This window comes from Haladaptatus sp. CMAA 1909 (genome assembly GCF_043952005.1).
In the GTDB taxonomy this organism is placed as follows: Archaea; Halobacteriota; Halobacteria; order Halobacteriales; family Haladaptataceae; genus Haladaptatus.
Window position 1 is genome coordinate 1,915,234 of the sequence record NZ_JBIOAV010000001.1, and the last position, 18,909, is coordinate 1,934,142.

24 protein-coding genes are annotated in these 18,909 nt (G+C 63.6%); 11 read left to right on the plus strand and 13 right to left on the minus strand.

The genetic code is table 11. From position 1 onward, the window contains the following. Positions 1-4 precede the first annotated feature (4 nt). The 3 genes from ACGYLY_RS10510 (at position 5) to ACGYLY_RS10520 (ending at position 694) form a co-directional block, all read left to right on the plus strand. Positions 5-286, plus strand: coding sequence for a HalOD1 output domain-containing protein (locus tag ACGYLY_RS10510; protein ID WP_395281679.1), 282 nt, complete (start codon positions 5-7; stop codon positions 284-286). Then, the gene (locus tag ACGYLY_RS10515) at positions 283-489 is read left to right on the plus strand and encodes a hypothetical protein (RefSeq protein WP_395281678.1); all 207 of its coding nucleotides are present in this window, start codon (positions 283-285) and stop codon (positions 487-489) included. Before ACGYLY_RS10510 ends, ACGYLY_RS10515 begins: the two co-directional genes overlap by 4 nt. A gap of 61 nt (positions 490-550) precedes the next feature. Beyond that, a complete protein-coding gene (locus ACGYLY_RS10520; protein WP_395281677.1) occupies positions 551-694 on the plus strand; it encodes a hypothetical protein in 144 nt (47 codons plus the stop codon). Positions 695-748: 54 nt separating this feature from the next. On the opposite strand, the gene ACGYLY_RS10525 is transcribed toward ACGYLY_RS10520, so the two are convergent. Then, a complete protein-coding gene (locus tag ACGYLY_RS10525; protein WP_231184444.1) occupies positions 749-1,036 on the minus strand; it encodes a hypothetical protein in 288 nt (95 codons plus the stop codon). Positions 1,037-1,158: 122 nt separating this feature from the next. On the opposite strand from ACGYLY_RS10525, the gene mutL reads away from it, so the two are divergent. After that, positions 1,159-3,306 carry a DNA mismatch repair endonuclease MutL gene (gene mutL, locus ACGYLY_RS10530; protein ID WP_395281676.1) on the plus strand — a complete coding sequence of 716 codons (2,148 nt, stop codon included), beginning with the start codon at positions 1,159-1,161 and terminating at the stop codon, positions 3,304-3,306. A 4-nt stretch (positions 3,307-3,310) separates the two neighbouring features. On the opposite strand, the gene ACGYLY_RS10535 is transcribed toward mutL, so the two are convergent. Beyond that, positions 3,311-4,078: a type II CAAX prenyl endopeptidase Rce1 family protein gene (locus ACGYLY_RS10535; RefSeq protein ID WP_395281675.1), complete on the minus strand. Its 768-nt coding sequence runs from the start codon at positions 4,076-4,078 to the stop codon at positions 3,311-3,313. 92 nt (positions 4,079-4,170) lie between these two features. On the opposite strand from ACGYLY_RS10535, the gene ACGYLY_RS10540 reads away from it, so the two are divergent. From ACGYLY_RS10540 to ACGYLY_RS10550, 3 genes are all read left to right on the plus strand, one after another. Then, a complete protein-coding gene (locus ACGYLY_RS10540) occupies positions 4,171-4,818 on the plus strand; it encodes a helix-turn-helix domain-containing protein (RefSeq protein WP_395281674.1) in 648 nt (215 codons plus the stop codon). Between the two features lie 83 nt (positions 4,819-4,901). Then, positions 4,902-5,645 (plus strand): hypothetical protein, encoded by a 744-nt coding sequence (locus ACGYLY_RS10545; protein ID WP_395281673.1) that lies wholly within the window; start codon positions 4,902-4,904, stop codon positions 5,643-5,645. Between the two features lie 31 nt (positions 5,646-5,676). Further along, positions 5,677-5,862, plus strand: coding sequence for a hypothetical protein (locus ACGYLY_RS10550; protein WP_395281672.1), 186 nt, complete (start codon positions 5,677-5,679; stop codon positions 5,860-5,862). A gap of 15 nt (positions 5,863-5,877) precedes the next feature. Here ACGYLY_RS10550 and ACGYLY_RS10555 read toward each other — a convergent pair whose 3' ends face one another. From ACGYLY_RS10555 to ACGYLY_RS10595, 9 genes are all read right to left on the minus strand, one after another. After that, positions 5,878-6,726 (minus strand): class I SAM-dependent methyltransferase, encoded by an 849-nt coding sequence (locus ACGYLY_RS10555; protein ID WP_395281671.1) that lies wholly within the window; start codon positions 6,724-6,726, stop codon positions 5,878-5,880. 363 nt (positions 6,727-7,089) lie between these two features. Beyond that, the gene (locus ACGYLY_RS10560) at positions 7,090-8,061 is read right to left on the minus strand and encodes a phosphoadenosine phosphosulfate reductase family protein (protein ID WP_231184453.1); all 972 of its coding nucleotides are present in this window, start codon (positions 8,059-8,061) and stop codon (positions 7,090-7,092) included. A gap of 206 nt (positions 8,062-8,267) precedes the next feature. Further along, on the minus strand, positions 8,268-8,843 hold the full coding sequence (locus ACGYLY_RS10565; protein WP_231184455.1) for a hypothetical protein: 576 nt from the start codon (positions 8,841-8,843) through the stop codon (positions 8,268-8,270). 105 nt (positions 8,844-8,948) lie between these two features. After that, positions 8,949-9,296: a glutaredoxin family protein gene (locus ACGYLY_RS10570; protein ID WP_395281670.1), complete on the minus strand. Its 348-nt coding sequence runs from the start codon at positions 9,294-9,296 to the stop codon at positions 8,949-8,951. A 110-nt stretch (positions 9,297-9,406) separates the two neighbouring features. Further along, on the minus strand, positions 9,407-10,033 hold the full coding sequence (gene gfcR, locus ACGYLY_RS10575; protein WP_395281669.1) for a transcriptional regulator GfcR: 627 nt from the start codon (positions 10,031-10,033) through the stop codon (positions 9,407-9,409). Continuing rightward, a complete protein-coding gene (locus ACGYLY_RS10580; protein WP_395281668.1) occupies positions 10,020-11,093 on the minus strand; it encodes a glucose 1-dehydrogenase in 1,074 nt (357 codons plus the stop codon). Before ACGYLY_RS10580 ends, gfcR begins: the two co-directional genes overlap by 14 nt. Before the next feature lie 217 nt (positions 11,094-11,310). Beyond that, positions 11,311-12,387, minus strand: coding sequence for a D-xylose 1-dehydrogenase Gfo6 (gene gfo6 / locus ACGYLY_RS10585; protein WP_395281667.1), 1,077 nt, complete (start codon positions 12,385-12,387; stop codon positions 11,311-11,313). A gap of 121 nt (positions 12,388-12,508) precedes the next feature. Next, positions 12,509-13,297, minus strand: coding sequence for an arylamine N-acetyltransferase (locus ACGYLY_RS10590; protein WP_395281666.1), 789 nt, complete (start codon positions 13,295-13,297; stop codon positions 12,509-12,511). Between the two features lie 6 nt (positions 13,298-13,303). After that, on the minus strand, positions 13,304-13,885 hold the full coding sequence (locus ACGYLY_RS10595; RefSeq protein WP_231184463.1) for an NADPH-dependent FMN reductase: 582 nt from the start codon (positions 13,883-13,885) through the stop codon (positions 13,304-13,306). Positions 13,886-13,966: 81 nt separating this feature from the next. Between ACGYLY_RS10595 and ACGYLY_RS10600 the strand changes: the two genes are divergently transcribed. Then, positions 13,967-14,098: a hypothetical protein gene (locus tag ACGYLY_RS10600; protein WP_395291142.1), complete on the plus strand. Its 132-nt coding sequence runs from the start codon at positions 13,967-13,969 to the stop codon at positions 14,096-14,098. 8 nt (positions 14,099-14,106) lie between these two features. On the opposite strand, the gene ACGYLY_RS10605 is transcribed toward ACGYLY_RS10600, so the two are convergent. Continuing rightward, complete coding sequence (locus ACGYLY_RS10605; RefSeq protein ID WP_395281664.1) at positions 14,107-15,054, minus strand: AIR synthase family protein; 948 nt, start codon at positions 15,052-15,054, stop codon at positions 14,107-14,109. Between the two features lie 187 nt (positions 15,055-15,241). Between ACGYLY_RS10605 and thsA the strand changes: the two genes are divergently transcribed. Then, a complete protein-coding gene (thsA, locus tag ACGYLY_RS10610) occupies positions 15,242-16,870 on the plus strand; it encodes a thermosome subunit alpha (RefSeq protein WP_395284120.1) in 1,629 nt (542 codons plus the stop codon). A 47-nt stretch (positions 16,871-16,917) separates the two neighbouring features. On the opposite strand, the gene ACGYLY_RS10615 is transcribed toward thsA, so the two are convergent. Beyond that, entirely contained in the window at positions 16,918-17,907 is a 990-nt protein-coding gene (locus ACGYLY_RS10615) for an NAD-dependent epimerase/dehydratase family protein (protein ID WP_395281662.1), read from the minus strand. Here ACGYLY_RS10615 and ACGYLY_RS10620 point away from each other — a divergent pair. Next, positions 17,906-18,127 carry a hypothetical protein gene (locus ACGYLY_RS10620; RefSeq protein ID WP_395281661.1) on the plus strand — a complete coding sequence of 74 codons (222 nt, stop codon included), beginning with the start codon at positions 17,906-17,908 and terminating at the stop codon, positions 18,125-18,127. The two genes, ACGYLY_RS10615 and ACGYLY_RS10620, sit on opposite strands and share 2 nt — an antisense overlap. A gap of 33 nt (positions 18,128-18,160) precedes the next feature. Further along, a complete protein-coding gene (locus ACGYLY_RS10625) occupies positions 18,161-18,895 on the plus strand; it encodes a GNAT family N-acetyltransferase (RefSeq protein WP_395281660.1) in 735 nt (244 codons plus the stop codon). Positions 18,896-18,909 lie beyond the last annotated feature (14 nt).

The window sequence follows — 18,909 nt, forward strand, 5'->3', positions numbered from 1 at the left end:
ACGCATGAGTGAACGAGGAACTACCGCAACGATATCCGTCAAAAACGGGCGTGTCAGCGAGGCCGTGATACGTGCCGTCGCCGACGTCGCCGAAGCCGATCCCGCCCGTATCACGCCGCTGTACGACATCATCGATCCGGACGCGCTCGACAGGCTATTCCGGCCGACCCCGTCGGTAATGCGGAACGTCGAGTCCAGCGTCTGCTTTACGATGGCCGGTTGCGAAGTAGTGGTTTCGGACAACCGAACGGTGACTGCCACGCTCCTCTCGCAAATAGAGGCATGAGCGACACCCCCGGAATAGAGGAACGGGATGATCGCCGCGAGGACACCACCACGCGGTCCGTGACGCCCGTCTGTTCCCACTGTAATACGCCCATCGACACCACCACGTGGTATCCCATCGTCACGGAAACGAAAGAGGACGGATCGGTCGTTCTCCACTCGTTCTGCGACGAGACCTGTCGATCGGCCTGGAGTCGCCGATGAGACTCGACTCGTCTCCCGGGGATTCACTCGGTGGTTCCGTTTGCTCACCTCCTATCCAACCATGACGATTACCAGCGACGAACGAACCGAAGAACTCCAGTGTACCGAATACTCCGACGGATCGGGACGGGTCGTAATGATGTACGACCCGGGTAACTCGAACGCGTGGATTAGCTCCTGCGTGACAGCACCCGTCGAACGCTGACCGCCGTCCGATAGCGGCCGGTCGGGTCGGCCACCGACGGCAGCGAGTCGGCGATTATCGCGTGATTTCCATCCCGAGCGCTTCTCCGGCGACAATCCAATCCTCGTCGCCGAGGCTGTAGTGGCGAACCTCCGGCGTCGTCCACGACCCATCGACGTAAACGGCGCTGATCTCACAGCGTCGTATCCCCTCGTGTCGCGGCTCGATTTCGAGGCGGAAGCGGTCGTTGGGCATGTAGTCGATGGGACTTGCCGGACCTTCGAACGCCTGTCCGTCTTCGAGTTCGATTCGGACGTGGTTCCCCAACGTCACGATCTCCAACGTTTCGGTAAACGACTCCATAGTAGAACGTACACGCGACGGACGCGAGTAAACGTTGCGATTTTATTATCATTATTCGTTATAAATGAGCGGGCGAACGGACACACGAACCTTGATTACGCCGGGACGAAACGGTTCGAGAAATGAGCGACGGGGAGACGAACATCCGGGCGCTTTCCGAGACGACGATTCGACGAATCGCGGCGGGAGAGGTGGTCGAACGGCCGTCCTCGGTAGTGAAGGAACTGGTCGAAAACAGCCTCGACGCCGACGCCTCGCGGATTTCGGTGCGGATCGGCGGCGGCGGAACGGAGCGAATCGCGGTCACGGACGACGGCGTCGGGATGAGCAGGGAGGACGTTCAGGTCGCCGTCGAGGAGCACACGACGAGCAAGATTCGGGACATCGACGACCTAGAATCGGGCGTCGCCACCCTCGGTTTTCGCGGCGAGGCGCTGTACACCATCGGCGGCGTGTCGAGGACGAAAATCCGAACGAAACCGAGAGGCGGCGACACGGGGACCGAACTCCGTCTCGTCGGCGGCGAAGTGGAGGGACTGGGTCCGGCGGGGTGTCCCGAGGGAACGACGGTGGAGGTGGAAGACCTCTTCTTCAACACCCCCGCCCGGCGGAAGTACCTGAAGACCGATTCCACGGAGTTCGCGCACGTCAACCGCGTCGTCACGCAGTACGCGCTGGCGAACCCGGACGTGGCGTTCTCGCTGGAACACGACGGGCGCGAGGTGTTCTCGACCACTGGACAGGGAAACCTCCAGTCCGCGATTCTGTCGGTGTACGGTCGGGACGTCGCCACGTCGATGATTTCGGTGGACGGCGGGGATGTCGTGGACGTTTCGGGCTACGTCAGCCAACCCGAGACGACCAGAAGCACCCGCGAGTACGTCGCGACCTACATCAACGGTCGGTACGTGCGCTCGTCGGTGGTTCGGGAAGCCATCCTCGACGCCTACGGCAACCAACTCGCACCGGACCGCTACCCGTTCGCGGTCCTCTTCCTCGACGTGCCCGGCGACTCCGTGGACGTGAACGTCCATCCGCGAAAGATGGAGGTCAGGTTCGGCGACGAAACGCGGGTGAAGACGGCGGTTCGCGACGCCGTCACGGACGCCCTCCTCGACGATGGACTCATCCGGGCGTCCGCCCCGCGTGGTCGCTCCGCGCCCGACGAAACGAACGTGATCCCCGAACCCGTCCAGTCGGAACTGGGGGAGGAAGAAGACGGGAGCGAAGGGGGGAAAGACGAGAAAGACGGGAGCGAAGGGACGATGGACGCGGAGGCGGCCGATTCGGAGACGACCCCACAACCGGGGCCGCGGGACGTCTCGTCCGGCCCCCAGCGTACCGAACCCGGAAACGCAAGCGCGACACGCTCGGACCGAACGGAGTCGGCTAGCGACGATGTAGTCACCGAAGGGGCCGCGACGGAATCTCGAACGGAGTCGGTGTCCGCCGGCGATTCAGCGACGAAGGGGACTCCGACGGATGATACTCCGGCGAACGAGCAGCGTTCCGCGGCGGAAACATCGACGGGCGAGCGTTCGCCGGACGTCCTTCCATCAGACAACCCGGAACGGAAGTTCAGCGCGCCGACGGCCGCGACGACGCTCCCCGAGACGGACGAGGCGGGGGGAACGGACGAACGCTCGTTCGAGCGACTGCCGAGCATGCGGGTTCTCGGGCAACTCCACGACACCTACGTCGTCGCCGAAACCGACGACGGGTTGGTGCTCATCGACCAGCACGCCGCCGACGAACGGGTGAACTACGAACGGCTCTGTCGACAGTTCGCGGGCGAGACGACCACGCAAGTCCTCGCGTCGTCGGTCGAACTCGAATTGACAGCAGCCGAGGCGGCGCTGTTCGAGGAGTATCGAGAGGCGCTGGCGCGACTGGGGTTTCACGCCGCGCTCGTCGGGGACAGAACGGTCGAGGTGACGACGGTCCCCGCCGTCTTCTCGAAGACGCTCCCGCCGGACCTCCTGCGAGACGTCCTCTCCGAGTTCATCTCGGTCGATTCGGAAACCGAAGCCACGTCCGCGGAGGCGGTTGCGGACGAACTCATCTCCGATTTGGCGTGTTATCCGTCGATAACCGGCAACACGTCGCTTCGGGAGGGGGACGTGGTGAGCCTCCTCGCGGCGCTCGACGAGTGTGAAAACCCCTACGCCTGTCCGCACGGACGACCGGTGGTCATCGAGTTCAATCGCGGGGAGGTAGAGGACCGGTTCGAGCGGGACTATCCCGGCCACGCCGGACGACGTGCCGAGTGAGCGGTTAGAGTCCGAGTCGCCACGAGAAAACGAGGACGAGGACGACGTTCGTGACGAGATGGACGGTCATCGATGCTTCGAGTCCGTACCGACAGTAGCACCATCCGAGGAGCGCTCCGAAAACGCAGATACCGGCGAGCGTCACGCCAACCGAGAGCGGGGTAACGGCGTTGGCCGCGAACAACGGAGTCAGGTGGATGAACGCGAATCCGACTGCCGACAGGACGTTCGCGGCCCAGATTCCCCCGTTCGTCGGGTGGCCGTCTTCGGTTCGGGAAACGAACGTGCTGAGCCACGCGAGGAACGTCATGAGGCCGAACCGCCAGAACACCTCCTCCGTCAACCCGCCGTACAGCGGCATGCCCACGAATCGAACGGGGAGCGAAAGCGACACCATGTCGGCGACGACATCGACGCCCACTCGCATCTGAATCGGACGCACGACGAACAGTTCGTACATCGACAGGAACGCGCCGACGACGACCCCGAGAACCGCCATTCTGGTGAGGCGGGAACGTTCCCGCGAACGAACCCCCTCTCCGGCCAACACGCTTTCGATGAGTGGTGCCCCGAAACCGGTCCCGTTCGAGAGGTGAGCACCGAGGAAGGAGGCGAATAGGAGCAAGGCACCGAAGGGAGTCAGCGCTTTCAGCGGAGACGAACCGCTCGAAAGCGCCGGTGCGTACGCGATGAGTCCTAACCCACCGATTGCGGTAGCGGTTCCGAACAGTCGGCCATCGAACGTCGTGTGTCGTGTGGAATCGTCGTTCATTCGTTGTCGGCGGAGTAGTTGACCGGCGTGAGCAAGCGAGCACTGCCGAATTTCCTAGGTCGATTTATAATAACACGCGAGTAGAAACCACCATGCGTTTCGTCACCATCCGGTCGAAAGCGAACGATGCTGCCCTCCATCCGGCGGAGTGTGCGATGGCGATGGACCCGGCGATAACGCGCGGCCGAATCCACCGTCTCGACCAATTGGACGACGGAACGACGATGCTCCTCTACGAGCTTCGAGGCGACCTCGGCAGGGCAAAGGGGGTGCTCGAATCGAGTTCGAGCGTCCTTCGATGGGACGTCTCGGGTGGCGAACGTGGGTTCGCGTACGTCCATTCGCGGCCGGCCGAACCGGCGACGACGCTCCTCACGCTGCTCCGCGCGAACGACGTTATCCTCGACACGCCGGTCGAATACACGAGTGACGGGTCGCTCCGTGTGACGCTCGTCGGCGCGGAGGACTCCCTTCACCGAGTGGTCGCCGCCGTCTCCGAGGTCATCGATGTCGAGTTGGAGCGGACGGGAACGTATCAGCCGCGGTCGAGGCAGTTCGCCTCGGCGCTCACGAAACGGCAGGAGCGAATCCTCTCGCTCGCCGTCGAACGAGGGTACTACGACGTTCCGAGGCGGACCACCCAGAAGGAGATCGCCGACGAACTCGACGTGAGTGAATCAACAGTCAGCGAACACTTCCAGAAAATAGAAGCTGCCATTCTCCCGATGTTCGCGCTGTAATCGAAGATATCAAACACAAAACCGGTTTATTTTCGGACCCATAAGGATAACGTTCATATCGGTTCGCCGAATGGAGCCACAGTATGGCACGCGGGACGAGTCAGGGAGGACTCACCGACGCAGTACGATACGACATCGCACAGTTACACACCGGATGGATGGGACTGTTCTTCCCGCGACAGAGACAGCAGGCCCACTCGGTCCTCGGAAAGTGGAAACCACAGAGCACGACGGGGAAAGTCGCCTACAGCGTCTGGAGCGTGGTCGGAACGCTCGTCGTCGCCCTGCTCTATCCGTTCGTCCTGTTCGGCTTCGCGGTGCGCTACTACACGAGCAAAATCGACCGAACGGCGGCGAGCCTCGGCGTACTCGGCGTCGTCTTGCTCTCGGCCGTCGTGTGGGGCGGGTTGGCCGCGGTGGCGCGGTATCGTTTCTCGACGGAAGGGTTCTACGCCGTCGCCGCCGCCGGTGGCGTGGCGACGGTCGCGGCGGCGTTTTCCTATCTGACGAGTCGATACGGCGGCCGAATAACGACGGTGCTGTTCGCCTACCCGTCCGGCATGACGGCCATCTTCCTGCCGCCGGTCGTCGCGGCGCTGTACTCGCCGACGCTCTCGAGCGTGATCTTCCCCAACAGCACGAATCTCGCGGTGTGGTTGCTGAACAACGTCCTCACTTACCGCGGCATCGACGAGATACTGCGGGCGCGCTTCGACCTCGAGGGACTCGCCTACGTCGGCATGTGGTTCGGCATCGCCGTGCCGGTCGGTTGGGTCCTCGGGTTCTTAGTCACGCTGGCGAATCTCATGCGCCCGAAATCGGCATAACGCTTTTCCTCCGCTCGGCGAACTGTGCGACATGGAGTTCAACACGACTACAACGGCGGTCGGATTTCTCGTCCTGTTCGCGATCATCGCGGTCGGAACGTTCATGAGTCCGATGTCGTCCAGCACGGTGATGATGGTTCTCGGCGGATTGGCGGTGTTCGGCGTGCTCACGCTCTTCCTCGGCGTGAAACACGGCGAGTATCGGGCGATGCGATAGCGAACCCGAACCGATTCACTCGACCCGTCCGACCGCGAGGATGTGGTTCGACAGGTCGGCAATCGTCGGGTCCTCCCGAAGCGTCCGAACGACGTCCGCGACGGTTTCCTGTGCCTCCTCGTCGATTTCTTCGAGGTTCGCTCCGAAGTTCGAGGCCGGGCCTTCGAGTCCGACAACGACTTCGACGGCGATTCCGTGGTCTTCGAGGAGACGGCGGAATTCGTCGCTCCGGAAGAAGTGACACTCGACGAAGGACGGGTCGTCGATGCCGTGGTTTTCGATCAGTTCCGGCGAGTAGTTCCGCGATTCGACCACGTCCGGGAGCTGTCGGACTCCCGCCCCGAAGTGAGGTGCGCTCTTGATGAGGTTCTGGACGACGGCGACAAACCCCATCACGGAGACGAAGACGGGCGCGTCGGGGTTGCTGACCCGATGGAGTTCTCGAACCGCCGCGTCGCGCTCCTCGGCGTCGATGACGTGCGAAAGCGGGCCGCCGAGACAGAGCGCGGCGTCGAACCAATCTTCCGAAAACGGCAACGCTCGGATGTCCCCCCGTTGGACGGTGACGCGGGATTCGAGGCCGCGTTGTGCGACGCGCCGCTCCGCGATGGCGACCTGTTCGGCCGAGAGGTCGAGGAGAGTCACGTCGTATCCCTTCTCCGCCAGCCAAATCGAGTACCGTCCCGCGGCCCCGCCAGCGTCGAGGACATGGCCCGATTCGGGTAGGAACCGGTCGAGGTAGTCGGTCGTGTTCTCGAATTCGAGGGCGTTCTTGAACGACTCTTCGAGGCGCTCCCACTCCCCCTCGCCGAGTCGGTCGTAGTAGTTCGCGGGGTCGATGCGGTTCCGCGGGTCGTTCGTCATTCGATACGTCGATGGAGGAAGGAGACGGAAAGCGGTTTTTGTGAAACGGTATCGTTTGACGCGGCTCTCCGTCGAAACGAATCCGAGCCAGCGAACGGCAAACGGACGTGAGCCGTAAGCGATAGGCCGGTGGCGTAATCGTCGGAATCAGCAACCGAAACAGCCACCCGTCGCTAGCATAACTTCCGGAAAATCTCCGATTTTCCGGGCCGACGACTGAATGGAGACGAACGACGCGCGCCGCGCGTCGTTCGTCGAAATAAGGGAGGAGCGTTTTTGGTCCAGCTTTTTCCAGGGAGGTAGGCCGAAACCGGCGTCGCGGTGACGCCGGTTTCGGCTCCCGACCGCAGAAAAAGCTGGTTCTTACATGTAACCGAGGTCACGCAGGCGTTCCATCAGGTCCTCTTTGTCCTGGGCGCGGCCTGCGCGCTCGGTGGTGTTCTCCATGTCCTGCAACCACGCCGGTTCCTGGTCGCTCTTCTCGGTGCTGATCTCGCTGCCGAGCGAGCGGAACCCTTCGAAGTACTTGGGCGAGACGGGGATGTCGTCCTGCGAGAGGTCGTTCGGTAGGTCGTCGAATCCCTGCGGGACGTAGCCGTCGTCGGGGTAGCCCTCCACGGTGTCCGGGACGACGAAGTACCAGAACGCGTCCCAGACCGCGGGTTCGTCGAAGTGGAGGATGGGTTGAACCCGGTCGTGCGGCGGGTAGATTTCGGGGTCGTGGCGCGGGCTGAAGAACGTCTCGTCGGCGCGGGCTTCCTGTTCGTCCCAGCGGACGCCCGAGATGACGCCGTCCACGTCGTACTCTTCGAGCGCGTCGTTGAGCGCGACGGTCTTCAGCAGGTGGTTGCCCACGTACGTGTCGAGGAGGAACGGGAACGTGTCGTCCTCGTATTCGAGGAGGTCACGAACGTGGTGCTGGTTGTGCTCCGAGAGCGCGCCGATTTCGATGTCGTCGCCGGGTTCGAGGTCATGTTCGTCGACGTAGCCACCCACGTCCTCGTTGCGGGCGTAGATGACGTCGAGGTCCCACTCGTCGGCCCAGTACTCCACGAAGTCGTGGATCTCCTGGAAGTGCTGGTAGTGGTCGATGAACACCGCCGGCGGGACTTCGAGGTCGTAGCGCTCCGCGACTTCCTTGATGAAGTACAGCGTGAGCGTCGAGTCCTTGCCGCCGGTCCACATGACCGCCGGGTTTTCGTACTCTTCGAGACCCTTGCGGGTGACGTCTATCGCCTTCTCGATTTTGTCTTCGAGAGAGGGATAATCCTCGGGGTTCTCGCCTTCGCCGTCCGTGTAATCCACGTCGAGATAGTCGGGGAAGTCGTTTGCCATGACGTGTAATTACATATAATTAGGTCGCTAAAGTGCTTTTCGGCTCGTCGTGAGGAACCGTTTAAAATAATTACCCTGATACGTCTCGTTTTGGAGCGGTGGCTCTACAATGGAGAGACACGGATAAAAATCGAACGGCTGATTCATGCGATTTCACGCCACAGGGACGTGTATGGAGGGATACCGAACGGGGAGAGGGCGACGATTTAGCTGATGAACTTGTTGTCGCGCCAGTTCACGCCGCTGGACGACGAGCTTTCACTGCTCGGCCCTTCGACGACTTCGATGGACGCCGGCCGGTCGTCGCCGTCGACGATTCGGGTGGCTTCGAGGTCGCCGCCGACCTCCGAGATGGCGGTCAGCGTCCCCTTTTCGGCCTTTCGCGCGATAGTGCAGAGCACCTCGAACATCGGATACTGGACCGCGGTGTTTTGGAGCACCGTCTCGCGATCACCCTTGAACGCGGCCATCTCGATGAGTTCACCCGTCGGTTCTTCCTCCTCTTCTTCCTCCGGCGTTCCCCAACGAGGCGCGTTTCGTCGTGCCTCTTCCTCCTCGGTAAAGACGCGCGTCTCGGAGACGCTCGCCTTGAGCTGCGCGGTCGGCGTGTACTTGCTGATGCTTTCGTCCGTCGAGACTGCGCTGATTATGAGGGTGTTGTTCCGGCGGGTGATATCGACGCTGTCGATTCCATCCGGTAGGTCTGGGTCGCTTTCGAAGTAGTCGTAAACGGTTTCAAGCGGCAATTCGAGCGTCGAATGTAGTCGGTATACCTGGCTCATTTGTAGTCGTGGGTTCCGTCTCCCGTCGGCGGTACGTATTTGTATACGCGCCCCGCACTTATAGGGTCTACTCTTTGCGTTGCGTGTGCAACCCGCGGACTGATATCAGTCCGCTCGAAGTGTCGATTCGAGTTCATCTCGTTCTTCCATCTCCGCGAGGATGTCGCTCCCACCGATGAATTCGCCGTCCACGTACGTCTGTGGAATGGTTTCCCATCCGCTGTGGCCCGACAGCGCCTCGCGGTAGGCATCCAAGTTATCGAGCACGTTCACCGTCTCGAAGTCCTCGCCGCGATGTTTGTCGAGGAGTTCGACCGCGCGCATGGAGAACCCACACTGCGGCATGATCCGCGTTCCCTTCATGAATAGTACCACGTCCTCGTCCGCGATTGCCGAATCAACCCGTTCCTCGACTTCCTCGGCGGATAACTCCTCGCCGGGTGTGAAGGTCATACGTTTGCGTAGGCACCCACGCCGCAAAGAAGTTGCGCCCGCGTCACGACGTGCCGTGGACGGGCGATATCGGGCTATCGTCTGTCGAAAGCGGAGTGGTGTCCGCCGCGCTACTCGTCGCTTCCGACGCCGATGACCTGCACCAGCGAGTAGACGGGGACGCCGTCCAACTCCTCGATGCCGCGCTTGTCGGCGAGGACGATGCAGGCGACCGGGTCGCCGCCGCGGTCCTTGATGGCCTCGATGGTCTCGGTCATCGTCGTCCCGCTGGTGATGGTGTCGTCCACGACGTAGCACTCGCGGTCCCGAATCTGCGCGAAGTTGCGCGAGAAGGTGCCGCCGTACTCGTCGATATCGCCTTCCTCCCACTGGTGTTTCCGCGGCGCGTAGGTACCGAGGTCGGTTTCGAGTTCGCGGGCCACCGTCGTCGCGAGCGGCGCGCCGGCCTTCTCGATGCCGATGGTCAGGTCGACTTCCTCGCCGTGTTTCGACAGCATGTCCGCCATCGCCGCCCCGACGTGTGAGAGGCGGGTGCTGTCGCGGCCGATGGCGCTCCAATCGACGTGGATGTCCTGCGTGCCGCTCGCCGGTTCGGGGGACGGCGCGCTCCCGCTCCGTTCGACCAGCCAACTCGCCGTCTCGCGCGAGACGTTCAGTTCGTCAGCGATTTCACCCTTCGAGAGACCGCGCTCGGCTAACTCGGCCGCGCTCTCGATGAGGTCGTCAACGTTCTTCATACTCGTAGAATTTCACCGCGGCCTTTATTGTCGTTTCGTCGTCCGCAAATGCGTCCGTGAGGTTCGATGAATCGTAGATGCCGGTCACGAGGTCGTCCAAGAGCCACTCCGGAAGCGAAGCGAGCGTCTCCGTGGCGGCCTCGAAGTGTCGATAACCGGAGTTGACGCTCGCGACGAGCGCCTTGTTGTGCATCACGAGTTCGCGGTGGAGCGCCCCGCCGTCCACCTCGAAGGACCACGAGTCGGGAACGCCGAGGAGCGCCGCGACGCCGTTCGGGGCGAGCGCCTCGATGCTCTCGAAGGCGTGCGGAGCGTAGCCCGTCGCCTCGAAGACGAAATCCATCGGCTCGTACGCGTCGGGAATCGCCGAGACGGGCGTCTCGCGCGAGTCGATGTACGTCGCACCCAACTCCTCCATGATGTCGATGGTTCGATCCGGTCTGTCGCGGCGGCCGAGACAGTAGAGTCGATCGAAGGAGTCGCCGAGCATCGCCAGCGTGAGGAGGCCGAGCGACCCGTTGCCGAGGACGAGCGCGCTCCGTGGGTTCCAGTCGAACGCTGAGCGAGAAGCGTAGGCGTGTTCGATAGCCTTCTCGGCGATGCTGATGGGTTCGACCAGAAAGCCCCAGTTGGCGAGTTCGTCCGGGATGGGTAACAGGAACTCCGCCGAACGGGTGAAGTAGTCGCTCATGAAGCCGTGCCCGCCGGTGATGCCGCACTCGACGACGTCGTCCGGCGGTGCCATGTCGGGTTCGCCGCGCTCGAAGTACTCCGTCGGGCCGTCGGGAAGCGGGCGACGAACGGTCGGGACGACCACATCGCCTTCCTTGAACGCGGTGCCGTTCGGGTCTTCCACGACGCCGACCGCCTCGTGACCGAGGACGAGGTGATCGTCGTCCGCGGGAAACCCGCCGTGGTGCCCGGCGATGACCTCGTAATCGGTTCCGTCGATGCCTACTCGGAGTGTCCGCACCAGAACCTCGCCGGAATCCGGTTCCGGGCGTGGTTTGTCGATGACTTCGGGAGCACTCGCGCCGCGCTTGAGTGCGACTGCGTGCATGACAGCCCCTTGCACCCCGGAGTTCAAAACATTTATTCTTTGCCGAGTAAATAGTTCAGCCGCGGGTGGACGGCCGTGAGCGTCCATGGTATTATGTCCACATCGAACCGGAATCCGATCCGATTCGTCGCTTCCTGTCGTCCACCGTTTTTCCGCCGCACATCCCCCGGAGTCGCCACTCCGTCGTCCCGACCACTTCGTGACCACATTTACGCGGTCATCGTTCGACCGCCACGCGCTCTCCGGTCTCCGCCGACTCGTAGATGGCCTCCACGGCCCGCATATCGATCAGTCCGTGGTTCCCGTCGGGTTCCGGGTCCCGCCCCGAGAGGAGACGGTCCGCGAAGTAGTCGAACTCCTCCCGTTCCTCGTCCACGGCCGTAACGGAAAACGCGACTTCCACGTCGCCGCGTTCGGCCGTCAATCCCGCCTCGCCGAAGAACGCCGGCGAGAGGGTCAGTCTCCCTTCGGTTCCCGTGACCGAAAACGAACTTCCCATCTGAGCGTACTGGCTGGCGACGCAGGCCGCGGTGACGCCGTTATCGAACGCGACTTCGAACGAGACGTGCTGGTCCACCTCGCCGAAATGCTCGTGCGGGCTGCGGGTCGTCCCCTGTGCGCTCACCGGATCCGCGTCGAGGACGAACCGAGCGGTGTTTAGCGGATAGATACCGAGGTCGATGAGCGCGGACCCGCCCGCGAGGTCGGCGTCGAGTCGCCACTGGTTCGGGTCGGGCGATATCTGCTCGAAGACGTTCTGGCACATCGACCCCTCGACCAGCGCGGGTTCGCCGACGAACCCCTCGCGCACGAGTTCGCGCATCCGACGCACGGCGGGATTCGTGTGCATCCGATAGCCGACCATCAGCGGGACCCCGGCCTCGTCACAGACCGCCACCAACCGCTCCGCCCGCGTCACCGAGACCTCCATCGGTTTCTCACACAGCACGGCTTTCCCGAGGTCGGCGGCGGTTTCCACGAATTCGAGGTGGGTCGCGTTCGGCGTGGCGACGTACACCGCATCGTACTCCTCGCTTCCCGCTCCCTCGTGAAATTCCTCGTAATTCAATGCGCGGGTCGCACCGGTTTCGTCCCTGAGGCGCGCGGCCTTGTCGGAGGAGCCGCTGACGAGAGCCCCGATTTCACAGCGGTCGCTGTCCCGAAGAGCGGGGACTACCATCTCGGTCGTGAACCAGCCGAGGCCGACGAGCGCGAATCGAACGCGTTCGTCCGGTTCGGAGACGGATTCCCAATCGCGCCGGGGGAAGTCAGAAAGGAGGCTTTCGAGCGTCATCCCTCACGGAAACGGTCCTGAGTCGGTTAGCGTTTGGGGGCGTCGTCAGCAGCGAGAGAAAGGAGAAGCGTGTCAGCGGAAGACACATCAAGCGCGTCATCGGGTAAGAGAGTCCGACACATCAGCGGTAGGCGATACCGAACGTCGAGTCGAGCGCGGCGTACCAGTCGTCCTCCGAGAGCGACCGTTCGCGCTCCTCGCCGTTTTCGTGCCGCGTCAGCGTGTCGGGGCGGAGTTTCACGTGTCCCGAATCGGTCGCGATGCTGACCACGGGGTCGCCGGTAAACGGCGACTCGGGCGCGGTGGCGAGGTACTCACAGGTCGCCGCGAAGTAGGACCGCTCCCTCGGCACGTCGCGGAAGACGTATCGGGTCGTCCACTCGTCGTCCGAGGAGCGTCGAAACTGGGTCGCGTAGTCCGAATCGGGCCGGGTGCTTTCGACGGTTCGCCATTCGACGCCGACGTCGTCCGCCCTCGTTTCACCGTCGAGCGGCAGCGGCCGTCGCATCGTCGGGATTCCCATTCCCACGTCCACGATGTACGGTCGGTCGAGCGTGACGACGTTCGTGAGGTGGTTCGCGGGCGGGCGGGCCTCGCCGTCCGAGACCATCATCGCAGCGCGTCGACCCACGTCGAAGCCGAGTTCAGCGAGGAAGTCCCCGAAGAGACCGTTGAGTTCGAAACAGAAACCGCCGCGTCGCCCCTCCACGATTTTGTCGTAGCAGTCTTCGGCGACGAGCGAAACGCCGTTTCCGTCCCGATTTCCGAAGGGGTCGCCGGTGATGGCGACGTTCTCGAAGGGGACGGTCGTGACGTGCGCCCGTTGAAGTCGGGTGAGCGTTTCGAGGTCGGTGTCCCGAACCGCGTTCGGGTCGAGGCCGATTCGGGAGCAGTAGCGTTCGTGGTGCATCTCGAATCAGAAACCGGTGACGGATTCGATAGTCGCGCTGGCGACTTCGGGATATCGTTCCACGCCGGCGAAAAGGACGAGTCGCTCGCCGAGTCGGCAGACGCACTCCGCCGTTGCCGGGTCGGTCAGTTCGCCGTCCGCGAACGACGAGCGTGCGTTGGGGACGCCGACTTCGAGGGGGAGCGTCCACGCGTTCAGCGCGCGGCAGACGGAGCGCAGGTGTTCGAGGGCGGGCGTCGGAAAGCCGTCGGCGGACACGGCGAGGAGTCCCACCGTCTTGTCCGCGAACTCCTCGGGGCCACAGTAGTCGAGCGCCGTCTTCAGCGGCGAGGAGTACGACCCGTGGTATAACGGCGTGCCGAGGAGAATCGCGTCCGCGTCCCGGAGCGTTTCTCGAAGCGATTCGGCGTCTTCGGGAGGAGCCTCGTCCGAATCCACTAACGGGAGGTCGTGGGCGCGCAAGTCGACGAGCGTGGTCGTCGCACCGGCCGCACTCGCCGCATCGAGTGCGGTTTCGAGGGCGACCCGCGTTCCGCTTTCGTCGCGTAGGCTACCACACAGCGCCACGACGTGAGTATCGGGTTCCATCTCGAACGGAAGTACCGCGGACGGCCACTAAAGCGCTCGCTGAAGACGGGTAAAGTTACGAAATTGTCATCTCACTTCGCCGTGACCGACCGCCACCTCACCGTCCGCTCGACGGATCCGTGGGAAGTCGCGCTTCGCGTGACGCTGGACGGCGACGCGCTCGAACTCGTCGTGGACGAGGACCTGCGCGTCGGCGAGCGCTCGATTTCGTAATCGTCCTCCTACTCCCAGAGGTGGTACAAATCGTCCCGCGGTGGGTCGGAAATCTCCTCGCCGTCCAGCGCCAGCGTTCCCTCGCCTTCGACGACCCGTCCGATGACGGTTGCTGAGATTCCGGCGTCACGAACGGCGTCGAGGGCGTCGTCGACCGAGTCCTCCGGAATCGACGCGAGGAGCGCCCCGGACCCGAAGATCCGGAGCGGATCCACGTCCATCGTCTCACAGAGTTCGCGGGTCACGTCCCGCACCGGAACGTCGTCGCGCCCGACGTCGAGGCGGACGCCGGAGGCCTCCGCCATCTCCAGCAGGCCGGTGACCACGCCGCCCTCCGTCGGGTCGTGCATGGCGTGGGCGTACTCGCGGAGGAGACGGGCGTCCTCGGCGACGCTTATCTCCTCGAAGAACGATTCGCCGTGTTCGGCCGCCGGGCCGACCTCCGCGCGGAAGTCGGTGGCGAGGATGGCCGTGCCCTCGATTCCGGCACCCTTCGTCAGGACGAGTCTGTCGCCGGGTTCGGCCCCGCCGGTCGGGACGAACTCGTCGGCGAGTCCCATGCACGTCATCGTCACCATCGGCCGCGAGAGATCGGGCGCGTACTCGGAGTGGCCGCCGACGATGGCGACGTCGAGTTCGGTCGCCGCGTCGTCTATCTGCCGGGTCACGATGTCGAGCGTCTCCCGGTCGTCGTCGGGGAGGAACACGACGTTCGTCAGCCATCGCGGGTCGGCCCCCGAGCAGGCCACGTCGTTGCTGGCGACGTTGACCGCCAACGTGCCGAGTCGTTCGCGGGCCAACGAGAGCGGGTCGGAACTGACGACGAGCGTTTCGTCGCCGATCTCGATCGCGGCGGCGTCCTCGCCGTAGCCGGGACCCACGGAAACCGCGTCGTCGCGTGCCCCGGTCCGGGAGACGACGAGCGCGAGGTCTTCGGGGTCGAGTTTGCCGATCATGGTCGCCCTTCACACGACGTGCCAATGTGCGTTTCGTCGTCCGTTCGTATCGTCGTATCACCGTGTCGCCGCGTTGCCGCGTTGCCGTGTCCTTTCGACGTCGCGTCGAAAGATTTCCGCTCGTCCCCGGGACTAGTTCTTTTGCTGATGCTGACGTACCGGGTGTGGGGGTATCATGGCAGACAGAATGCAGACCGGACCGGTTCTGATACTCGGGGAGGAGGCACAGCGAACCAGCGGGCGCGACGCCCGGGAGATGAACGTCACCGCCGGACGGGCGGTCGCGGAGGCAGTCCGCACCACGCTCGGCCCGCGCGGAATGGACAAGATGCTCGTCGATTCGATGGGCGACGTCGTCGTCACGAATGACGGTGTGACCATCCTCACGAAGATGGACATCGAGCACCCGGCGGCGACGATGATGGTCGAAGTCGCCGAGACGCAGGAGGAGGAAACCGGCGACGGGACGACCACGGCGGTTATCGTCGCGGGCGACCTGTTACGGCGGGCGGAGGAACTTCTCGAACAGGGCGTCCATCCGACCACGGTCGCGCGGGGCTATCGACTGGCGAGCGAGGAGGCGACCGACGTGCTCGAATCGGCGGCCCATCCGGTCGAGGAGAGTGGTCTGCTCACCGAAATCGCACAGACGGCGATGACGGGGAAGGGGGCCGAGGCGGCGAAGCAAGCGCTCTCGGAACTCGTCGTGCGGGCGGTTCGGGCGGTCAGGGACGAGGACGAAGGCGACATCGACCTCTCGAACGTCACCGTCGAGACTGTCGTCGGCGGAGCCATCTCGAACTCGGAACTCGTGGAGGGCGTCGTCGTGGACAAGGAACGCGTGAACGACGACATGCCGTGGCAGGTCGAAGACGCCACCATCGCGCTGGTGGACACGCCCATCGAGGTACAGGAGACGGAGGCGGACGCGGCGGTCAGCATCACCGACCCGGATCAACTGCAGGGCTTCCTCGACCGCGAGGAGGCACAACTCCGCGAGATGGTCGAGCGAATCGTGGACAGCGGCGCGAACGTCGTCTTCTGTCAGAAGGGTATCGACGACCTCGCACAGCACTTCCTCGCACAGGAGGGCGTTCTCGCCGTCCGCCGCGCGAAAAAGAGCGACATGAACCACCTCGCGCGGGCGACGGGCGGACGTATCGTTTCCAGCCTCGGCGACATCGATCCCGACGATCTCGGACACGCCGGACTCGTGGCGGAACGGGACGTCGCGGGCGACACCCGGATTTTCGTCGAGGAGTGCGACAACCCGCGAAGCGTCGCGCTCCTCCTCCGCGGTGGTACCGAACACGTCGTCGCGGAGGTCGAGCGGGCCGTCCACGACAGCCTCGGGGTCGTCCGGGTCGCCCTGCTCGACGGACGAGTGCTACCGGGCGGCGGCGCACCCGAAACCGCGCTCGCGCTCTCCCTCCGCGAGTACGCCGACGGCGTGGGTGGTCGAGAACAACTCGCCGTCGAGGCGTTCGCCGACGCGATGGAGACGGTTCCGCGTACCCTAGCGGAGAACGCGGGTATCAGTCCCATCGACGGCATGACCGACCTCCGCAGCCGTCACGACGCCGGAGAGGAAAACGCCGGGTTGGACGCGGAAACGGGCGAAATAGAGGACATGCTCGACGCGGGCGTGGTCGAACCGCTCCGGGTCAAGGTGCAGGCCATCCAGAGCGCGACGGACGTGGCCGAACTCCTGTTGCGCATCGACGACGTGATTTCGGCGGGCGACCTCGGCGGCAGCGACGAGGAGGAAGGTGCCCCCGAAATGGGCGGCATGGGTGGTATGGGCGGCATGATGTAGAACGGTAGCGCGCGGCACCGTGCGTTTTTCGAACGACTCCGACCGCCTCAGATGGTGTCCAGTACGCCGAGAACGCGCTCTTCGTTCTCCCGGCCCTGGTCGTGTTCGCTCCCGTCTCGGTCGCTTTCGAGGTGTTCCTCGACGGTCCGTTCCATCGCCACGTCGAGCGGCGTGGACTCCCAGCCGAGCGATTCGAGTTTGTTCGTATCGAGGACGTGCGGGTAGTCGCGGTAGAGGATGTAATCGTCGGTCGAGAGGTCGGCCGTGGAGAGTTCGCGCTCGCCCGCGTGGACGAGTTCGACGTCCGTGTCGAGGGCGTCCGCGATGAGCGAGAGCATCTCGTCCAACGTGACCAACAGTTCGTCGCCGACGTTGTAGGCCTCGCCGGGTTCGCCCTCCTCGGCGACGATTCGGAGCGCGCTCGCCACGTCCTCGGCGTAGGCGCGGTGCCAGAGGCTGTCGCCGTCGCCGGGAACGACGAGGCGGTCGTACTCGTTCACGCGGTCTATCCAGAAGTCCAGTCGCTCGGTGTAGTCGTAGGGGCCGTACACGATGCAGGGTCGAACGCTTGTGGCGTTGACGCCGCGTTCGGCGGCCTCGAAAATCGCTCGGTCGCCCTCCGCCTTTCGCGGGCCGTAGGACGCCATCGACTCGTCCGTGGCCTGTTCGGCTGTGCAGTCACAGAGTTCGGTGTCGTCCTCGCGTTTGGGGATTTCCTCGACGCCGTAGGCGCTTCCGCTGGAGATGTACACGTAGCCGTCCACGTCGGCGAAGATTTCGGTAGCCGAGCGGACCTCGCGGGGTTCGTAGGCCACGCAATCGATGACGATGTCCGGGTTCGCCTCGTCGCGCGCCGCTTCAAGCGCGCTGTCGTTCGTCCGGTCGCCTTCGAAGTGACGTACGCCGTCCGTATCGGCGAACGGGTTGTCGTGATTCCCGCGGTTGAAGATGGTCACGTCGTAGCCGTTGTCGAGCAGGTCGGTCACGAGGTGGCGACCGATGAATCGCGTCCCGCCGATGACGAGTGCCGTGTTCATGGCGAGTCGATTGCGCGGCGGGCGGAAAACGCTACCGAAGGCGGAGAAGCGCGACTCCGAACGACCGGCCGGCGATGACCGGTTGAAACGGAAAAACTGGACGGTTGGTCGGGAACGAACCGACGAGAAACGTTCGAACGGACGAAAGGAGGCTATCGATACAAAAAATCAAACACAATGGCGGCGGACGGAGAGACAAGTGGAAAACGGCGGCCGGTAGAATGTTTATTGTTCATCCCGGAGTAAGCCAAGTATGCAAGTACGCGAAGCGCGAACCGAGGACATCGCCGGAATTCAAGACGTCGCTGCGGAATCGCTTTCGGCTTCGTACGCCCACTTTCTCGACGAAGACGTGATCGAACACGCCATCGAGGAGTGGTACTCGGAGGAGAACTTGGAAGAGGAGTTCCAGAGTCGGGGCACGCTGTTCCTCGTCGCGCTCGACGGGGGAGACGTGGTGGGCTTCACGCAGAGCGAGGTGCTTCCCGACGTCCCCGAGGGGAACATCCTCTGGTTGCACGTTCACCCCGACTACCGCGGTGAGGGCGCCGGCACGACGCTGCTCGGGCAGACGAAGGAGAAACTCGAAGAGAAGGACGTCGAAAACCTCTCCGGACTCGTCCTCGCCGGAAACGAGGATGGAAACGAGTTCTATCGGGACCACGGCTTCACCAAGGTCGGCGAGCGGACGGCCGAAATCGCCGACGAGACGTACACGGAGAACATCTACTCGGAGAGCGACGAACCGATACTGGAATCCCGCGAAATCGGCGGGGAAACGAGATACATCAACCGGTCCGAGAGCAGTCGCGGGTCGAAAGCGCCGTTCTTCGCGGTGTTCAACGACGAGGCCGGCGAGGATCGATACGGGTACTTCTGTTCGAACTGCGAGACGCTCGACAACGCCATGGACAGCATGGAGCGCATCGAGTGCAACGAATGCGGTAACAAGCGGAAGGCGGCGCGGTGGGACGCGGCCTACCTATAAAATCGAACCGACTC